Origin of the sequence: Neisseria sp. HMSC075C10 (assembly GCF_001815615.1) — a bacterium.
GTDB classification, from domain to species: domain Bacteria; phylum Pseudomonadota; class Gammaproteobacteria; order Burkholderiales; family Neisseriaceae; genus Neisseria; species Neisseria subflava_A.
Map to the genome: position 1 here is coordinate 1 of NZ_KV821238.1, position 6,312 is coordinate 6,312.

General features: G+C 47.0%; 7 protein-coding genes. 2 read left to right on the top strand and 5 right to left on the bottom strand.

The window, feature by feature from the left end:
* Positions 1-114: 114 nt before the first annotated feature.
* The 3 genes from nusB to HMPREF3047_RS01240 all read right to left on the bottom strand — a co-directional run bounded on the left by nusB (position 115) and on the right by HMPREF3047_RS01240 (position 1,561).
* Positions 115-543, bottom strand: a complete 429-nt coding sequence (gene nusB / locus HMPREF3047_RS01230; RefSeq protein WP_004519698.1) for a transcription antitermination factor NusB — start codon at positions 541-543, stop codon at positions 115-117.
* A 121-nt stretch (positions 544-664) separates the two neighbouring features.
* Positions 665-1,144, bottom strand: coding sequence for a 6,7-dimethyl-8-ribityllumazine synthase (ribH, locus tag HMPREF3047_RS01235; RefSeq protein ID WP_003748562.1), 480 nt, complete (start codon positions 1,142-1,144; stop codon positions 665-667).
* A gap of 93 nt (positions 1,145-1,237) precedes the next feature.
* Positions 1,238-1,561 (bottom strand): DUF2185 domain-containing protein, encoded by a 324-nt coding sequence (locus tag HMPREF3047_RS01240; protein ID WP_003748560.1) that lies wholly within the window; start codon positions 1,559-1,561, stop codon positions 1,238-1,240.
* A gap of 253 nt (positions 1,562-1,814) precedes the next feature.
* On the opposite strand from HMPREF3047_RS01240, the gene rnc reads away from it, so the two are divergent.
* Entirely contained in the window at positions 1,815-2,534 is a 720-nt protein-coding gene (gene rnc, locus HMPREF3047_RS01245; RefSeq protein ID WP_003748556.1) for a ribonuclease III, read from the top strand.
* Positions 2,535-2,598: 64 nt separating this feature from the next.
* A complete protein-coding gene (era, locus tag HMPREF3047_RS01250; protein ID WP_036493257.1) occupies positions 2,599-3,528 on the top strand; it encodes a GTPase Era in 930 nt (309 codons plus the stop codon).
* 61 nt (positions 3,529-3,589) lie between these two features.
* Here era and coaBC read toward each other — a convergent pair whose 3' ends face one another.
* Together coaBC and HMPREF3047_RS01260 are read right to left on the bottom strand one after the other, a co-directional pair.
* Positions 3,590-4,768, bottom strand: a complete 1,179-nt coding sequence (coaBC, locus tag HMPREF3047_RS01255) for a bifunctional phosphopantothenoylcysteine decarboxylase/phosphopantothenate--cysteine ligase CoaBC (RefSeq protein ID WP_070583476.1) — start codon at positions 4,766-4,768, stop codon at positions 3,590-3,592.
* Between the two features lie 42 nt (positions 4,769-4,810).
* Positions 4,811-6,040 (bottom strand): tetratricopeptide repeat protein, encoded by a 1,230-nt coding sequence (locus tag HMPREF3047_RS01260; RefSeq protein WP_070583478.1) that lies wholly within the window; start codon positions 6,038-6,040, stop codon positions 4,811-4,813.
* Between the last annotated feature and the right edge of the window lie 272 nt (positions 6,041-6,312).

Here is a 6,312-nt window from a genome sequence, read left to right on the forward strand (position 1 = left end):
GTTGGGGGAAAGGAATTTTGCAAAGGTCTCGGCCTTTTTGATGGTTTGGCTGTATAAGCACATTAGCTTATACAGGGCAAAGATTGGTAATCCTGACCCAATGTGAAGTCAATCTTAGCCTTTGCGGCGCGGTTCGTCAGGGCGGATGCGGGAAGCCAGCTGGTCGAGGATGCCGTTGACGAATTTATGGCCGTCGGTGCCGCCGAAAGTTTTGGTAACTTCGATGGCTTCGTTGATGATGACAGGATAGGGGGTTTCAGGCATGGTGCTCAGCTCATGGCAAGCAACCAGCAAAACAGCGCGTTCGATAGGGCTGAGGTCTTTCTCGTCGCGGTCAAGCAGGGGGCTGATTTTTTCCATGTATTCTTCGGCATGGGTTTGTGCGCCGAAAAACAGTTTGTTGAACAGCTCTTCATCCATATTGGGCGCTTGGGACAGTTCGCGGATGTTTTTGGCGATTTCGGGAGCGGCTGTTTTGTTGATGCCTGCTTGATAAATGGCTTGTACGGCAAGCTCGCGTGCGCGGCGGCGTGGGCTTTTCATGGGTATTCCTTGTGAAGAGGGTGCCGATGGTTGTCGGCTGAATATTGAATGATTCAGACGGCCTCAATGTCATGATTGAGAGGCCGTCTGAAAATATGCGGTATTCAATACGGGGAGAAGCTTATTCTTCGTCGTCTTCGTATTGTTCTGACAAAAGATGGTTGACCAAGTTGGCACATTCTACGGCAACTTTGGCGGCATCGGAGGCTTTTTCTTCGATACGTGCGACGGCCTGTTCGTCGTTTTCAGTTGTCAGGATGGCGTTGGCAATCGGGATGTTGTAATCAAGAGCAACGCGGCTGACGCCTGCGCCGGATTCATTGGATACCAATTCAAAGTGGTAGGTTTCGCCGCGAATGACAACGCCGATGGCAATCAGGGCATCGAATTGTTCGGATGAAGCGAGGTTCATCAGCGCGATAGGTACTTCAAGCGCGCCAGGAACGGTGGCAAGTGTGATGTTGTCTTCGGCTACGCCCAATTCTTTTAAGGTGCGGCAACAAACTTTGACCATTTCGCTGCCGATTTCGTTGGTGAAGCGGGCCTGAACGATGCCGATGCGCAAGTTGGTACCGTCGAGGCGGGGTTCGATAATGTTCATGATGATTCCTTCAATATTGGTGAAATAGGGATTCGGCTCGGTTTCAGACGGCCTTGTTATAGGGAAGGCCGTCTGAAACGAAATGAGGATGGATTATTCTTGCGGCTGCCAATCGGCAACGGCTTGGAACTCGCCGTCTTCGTTCAATTCCCACGCGCTGCCTTCTGCCTGAGTCAGCAGGGGCGCGATGTCGGGATTGTCTGCGGTAATGGCGGAGAGGCTGACAATGCTGAAATTGTCGGGATTGTCGGTGTATTCGTCGGTTTCGTCGCCGCTGAAAATACGCCAGCCACTGTCGTTTTCAAATACGGGGGCTTCGCGGTAGAGGAAGCCGACAGGCTCGCCTTGTTCGGCGACGGTGTTGGTGACGATGCAGCGGTCGAGCGCTGCGGCCAATGCTTGGGCAAATTTGTTCATGGAGTTGACAAAGAGATGATTTGGCATGATTTTACACGATTCGCCGCTTTTCCGCACGGATGTGTGCAGGGGCGGTTTGATGGTACAATGTCGGTAAGTGCCGTCAGGTTTGAACATGACGGCTTTTGATTGTTTATCGGCTTGAGGGACGCAAGAAACAATGAGCCAAAATAAAAAAGTTGCCGGTGTAGCCTTTTTATTTTGTTTCACTGCGGATGAGGCGTATTTTCGGGCTGTTTTTTGAAAGTATGGAATGAAACCTGATTTGCTCAAACAGCAGGCGCATCGAGCGATTCAAAAGCGTCTGGGCTATGAGTTCCGCAATATGGAGCTGCTTCAGCAGGCTTTGACCCACCGCAGCTACAATGCCAAACACAATGAGCGTTTTGAATTTGTCGGCGATTCGATTTTGAACTATTCCGTGGCGAGGATGTTGTTTGACGCGTTTCCGAAATTGTCGGAAGGCGAGTTGTCGCGGATGCGAGCGGCTTTGGTGAATGAAGGTGTATTGGCTGAAATCGCGTTGGAAATGAATGTCGGCGACGGTTTGTATTTGGGTGCCGGCGAGTTGAAGAGCGGCGGTTTCAGACGGCCTTCGATTTTGGCAGACGCGATGGAGGCGATGTTTGCGGCGGTCAGTTTTGATGCTGATTTTTCTGCGGCGGAAAAAGTGGTTCGCCATTTGTTTGCGGAACGCGTGAAACGTGCGGATTTGAATATCGGCAAGAAAGACAGTAAAACTGCTTTGCAGGAAGCCTTGCAGGCACGCCGCTTTGCTCTGCCGAAATACCGAATCGAAGAGCAGGCGGAGCAGACGGCTGATGCGATGTTTGTGATTTCCTGCGATTTGGGCGAACTCGGTTTCATCTGCAATGCACGCGGCAGCAGTCGGAAAGTGGCCGAGCAAAAAGCGGCATGTGAAGCCTTAGAATGGTTGGAACAGAAGTTTCCTTTGAAAAAATCTAAAAAATAATATTTCAGACGGCCTTTGAGAAAATGCAAAGGCCGTCTGAAACAATCAAGAAAGTCATATATAAATGGATATCGAAACCTTTTTGCAAAATGAGTCGCAACACCCGACCGATTATCGTTGCGGCTTTGTGGCCATCGTGGGTCGTCCGAATGTCGGTAAATCCACGCTGATGAACCATTTAATCGGTCAGAAAATCAGTATTACCAGTAAAAAAGCACAAACCACGCGCAACCGTGTAACCGGTATTTACACCGACGACACGGCGCAATTTGTGTTTGTCGATACGCCGGGTTTTCAAACCAATCACCGCAATGCCTTGAATGACCGTCTTAATCAAAACGTAACCGAAGCGCTGAGCGGCGTGGATGTGGTGGTTTTTGTGGTGGAAGCCATGCGCTTTACCGATGCCGATCGCGTGGTGCTGAAGCAGTTACCTAAGCATACGCCTGTGGTATTGGTGGTCAATAAAATTGATAAAGACAAAGCCAAAGACAAATTTGCACTTGAGGCGTTTATCAATGAAGTACGCCAAGAGTTTGAGTTTGCCGCCAGCGAGGCAGTCAGCGCAAAACATGGCCTGCGTATTGCCAATCTGTTGGAACTGCTCAAGCCTTATCTGCCGGAAAGTATCCCGATGTATCCGGAAGATATGGTGACGGATAAATCCAGCCGATTCCTGGCGATGGAAATTGTGCGCGAAAAATTGTTCCGCTATTTGGGCGAAGAGTTGCCGTATGCGATGAATGTTGAAGTGGAGCAGTTTGAGGAAGAGGAAAGCGGACTGTTCCGCATTTATATCGCGGTGTTGGTCGATAAAGACAGCCAAAAGGCGATTTTGATTGGCAAGGGTGGGGAGAAATTGAAGAAAATTTCTACTGAAGCACGCCTTGATATGGAAAAATTGTTTGATACCAAAGTCTTTTTGAAGATTTGGGTGAAAGTAAAATCCGGTTGGGCAGACGATATTCGTTTTCTGCGTGAATTGGGTTTGTAATGTAATGTGTTTGAACAAAGGCCGTCTGAAAAATTTTCAGACGGCCTTTTGTTTTGTTTGATTAAGCCAATAATTCAGCCAGGCGTTTGACGATTTCATCTGCTGCTTGGCGTTTGGATGTTTCTGGAAATGAGGTTTCGGCAAGGTCATCAATAATGGTGATTTGATTGGTTGGCTTACCCATGGAAACGGAAACTTGGTTGGCCACCAGCATCGGTACGTTTTTGCGCAAACGTTTTGCCCGTGCAAATTCCAAAACCTGATGGCTTTCTGCAGCAAAGCCGACGCAGAATGGTGGAGAAGGCAAGGCTGCAACGGATGCGAGAATATCCGGATTTTCCGTCAGTTCGATAACCGGGGGCTGATTGCCGTTTTTCTTCAGTTTCTCGTTGCTGCTGTTTTTGACTTTATAGTCTGCAACGGCTGCGACGGAAATAAAGACATCTTGTTTCGGAATATGGCGATGAACCGCCTGATACATGGCTTCTGCGCTGACAGCCTGTTCAGAATGAGTTAAGCCTGCGGGCAAGGCCGTCTGAATTTGACCGTAAATCAGCGTGACCTCCGCTCCGGCAGCACGGCAGGCACGCGCTAAAGCCATACCCATTTGTCCGCTGGAAATATTGGTAATGCCGCGAACAGGATCGATGGCTTCAAACGTTGCGCCGGCTGTAATCAGAACTTTTTTACCGCTCAGTAGCTTGGGTATCCATAAATCCTCTAGCAAATCTGCCAGATCGACCGCTTCGACCATTCTGCCTGTACCTGTTTCGCCGCAAGCCTGTTCGCCATTGTTTGGGTAAAACACGGTAATGCCGTCTGAAACCAGTTGCTCAATATTGCGCAGGTTGGAAGGGTTATTCCACATTTCGACATTCATTGCAGGCGCAACGGCCAAAGGACATTTTCTGGCTGCGGCCAAAGTAGTCAGCAGGTTGTCGGCCAATCCGTTGGCAATTTTGGCAATCGTATTGGCAGTTGCAGGTGCAATAAGAAATGCATCGGCTTCGCGCGTCAGATTGATGTGCGCCATGCCATTATTGGAAGCGCCTGAATAGGTATCCGATAAAACAGGATTGCCGGTTAAAGCTTGGAAAGTCAGCGGGGAGACAAATTCTGTCGCAGAATCTGTCATCACCACTGATACAGAATATCCTTGCTTTTTCAGCAGTCTGACCAGTTCGCAAGATTTATACGCCGCAATACCGCCGGTAATGCCGAGGAGAATGTGTTTGCTCATAAATAACGGGTTCATGAAATGAGATATAGGAATCAAATCAAATTAGATTTGTTCGATGTTGATTCTGGCCAGTTTTGCTTTAATCGCATTACCATATCTCTTTGGTAAGAATGCTGAAACCGCTCCATTTTTCACTTCAGTCACATAACTGCAGACTTTAAATTCAGGAACAACATTGAGCGAGTAGTCCGGATTGACTAAAGGTGAAGCACTGGAGTACAGCGTCCATCTTGCCAGACTGCCGTCTTCATAATCAGTCGTTGCATTAAAGCTGGTAACCCCTTCGCTGAAAGCGATTTGATAATTAGAGTAGAACTCGCCGGGAATTTCGTGTGCATTACAGAAATCAAATAATCTGTCATGTGCAAACAGATTCTGACGGATATAGGCCCACAATTCTTTTTCTAGAAAATCTTGGTCGGCAAAATGTCTGGAAGGATAGCCCTCGTCGACAAAGTTTTGAATCCTTTCCTGCATATCTGGGACTGCGCCCGCTTTAGCGCCCCACATACCCGCAAGAATTAGGGCGGTATGCGAGCCTGAGTCGCGAATAGTGTGGAATAGTGTGCCACTTTTTATCCATTCGGATACGGCCGCTGCATCACGATAACAAATAATAGAATCTGCATCACGGAAAATAACGTATTCAACCTCGGGATCATTAATGGCAAGAAAGCGCCACATCGTACCCGGCCAGTTGTCCAACGGTGCGCCAACTTTAATCACTTCTGCTCCGTTATTTATAAATCGTTGAATAGCTTCAGCCGATACAGAATCGTCGACATAAAAACGACATGTCCAACCGGGGAAAAGTACAGGAGCAAGCTGGGTATTTAAGACGGCAGGCTCAATATATTTGGAATTATTGCCAAATAAAGAAAAGGAGATAATCCGTTTGCCGTTTTTTGGAGCTGGTGTCGGAATGATTTCATGTTCTAGGTCTGGGATGGCTTTATCTTTTAGAACCAAAGCTTGATGACCGTAAAACCCGGTTTTTTCCCAATTATCTAGAGCGCCGTAAGCATGGGCAAGTAAATCCAAAGCAGGAATATAGGTGCTATCCAGCTCTAGCGTTTTCATTTCAGCCTCAATGGCTTTTTCCCATTTCAATTGCTTCAGATAGGCATAAGCAACTTTATGATGAAATTCGACAGATTGGGGATTGAGAAGGCAAAGAATCTCGGCACGTTTTAGCGCTTCCTCGTAATTTTCCTCTTCGATAAAAGAGTGATATGCTTGTTCAAATTTTTGTTGAATCTTTTCGTTACTCATAATAGGGACTATTCTAAATTTATGATTGTTTTATTGGAGAAAGTAGAGATTGTAAGAGTAGATAGGGCTAAAGCGCCAGTAATATAGAGATAAGAATGCTGAATGTGGCAAATTAAGAGCAAAGCCGCAGGACTATTTATCTTAGGATATCTGTTTTATCTATCGAACGATAAAATCCAATAAATTTTAAATCATTTAAATACAGATAGTTGTGAAAAATTTTTAATTTTTTTTTGAAATTGGGTGTTGACTGGTTTCGTTGTGAGGCGTAT

What these genes read in the sequence shown, in the direction of transcription:
- ribH (WP_003748562.1), bottom strand. Translation starts at nt 1,144, where the DNA reads ATGAACATTATCGAACCCCGCCTCGACGGTACCAACTTGCGCATCGGC.
- nusB (WP_004519698.1), bottom strand. Translation starts at nt 543, where the DNA reads ATGAAAAGCCCACGCCGCCGCGCACGCGAGCTTGCCGTACAAGCCATT.
- coaBC (WP_070583476.1), bottom strand. Translation starts at nt 4,768, where the DNA reads ATGAGCAAACACATTCTCCTCGGCATTACCGGCGGTATTGCGGCGTAT.
- HMPREF3047_RS01240 (WP_003748560.1), bottom strand. Translation starts at nt 1,561, where the DNA reads ATGAACAAATTTGCCCAAGCATTGGCCGCAGCGCTCGACCGCTGCATC.
- rnc (WP_003748556.1), top strand. Translation starts at nt 1,815, where the DNA reads ATGAAACCTGATTTGCTCAAACAGCAGGCGCATCGAGCGATTCAAAAG.
- era (WP_036493257.1), top strand. Translation starts at nt 2,599, where the DNA reads ATGGATATCGAAACCTTTTTGCAAAATGAGTCGCAACACCCGACCGAT.
- HMPREF3047_RS01260 (WP_070583478.1), bottom strand. Translation starts at nt 6,040, where the DNA reads ATGAGTAACGAAAAGATTCAACAAAAATTTGAACAAGCATATCACTCT.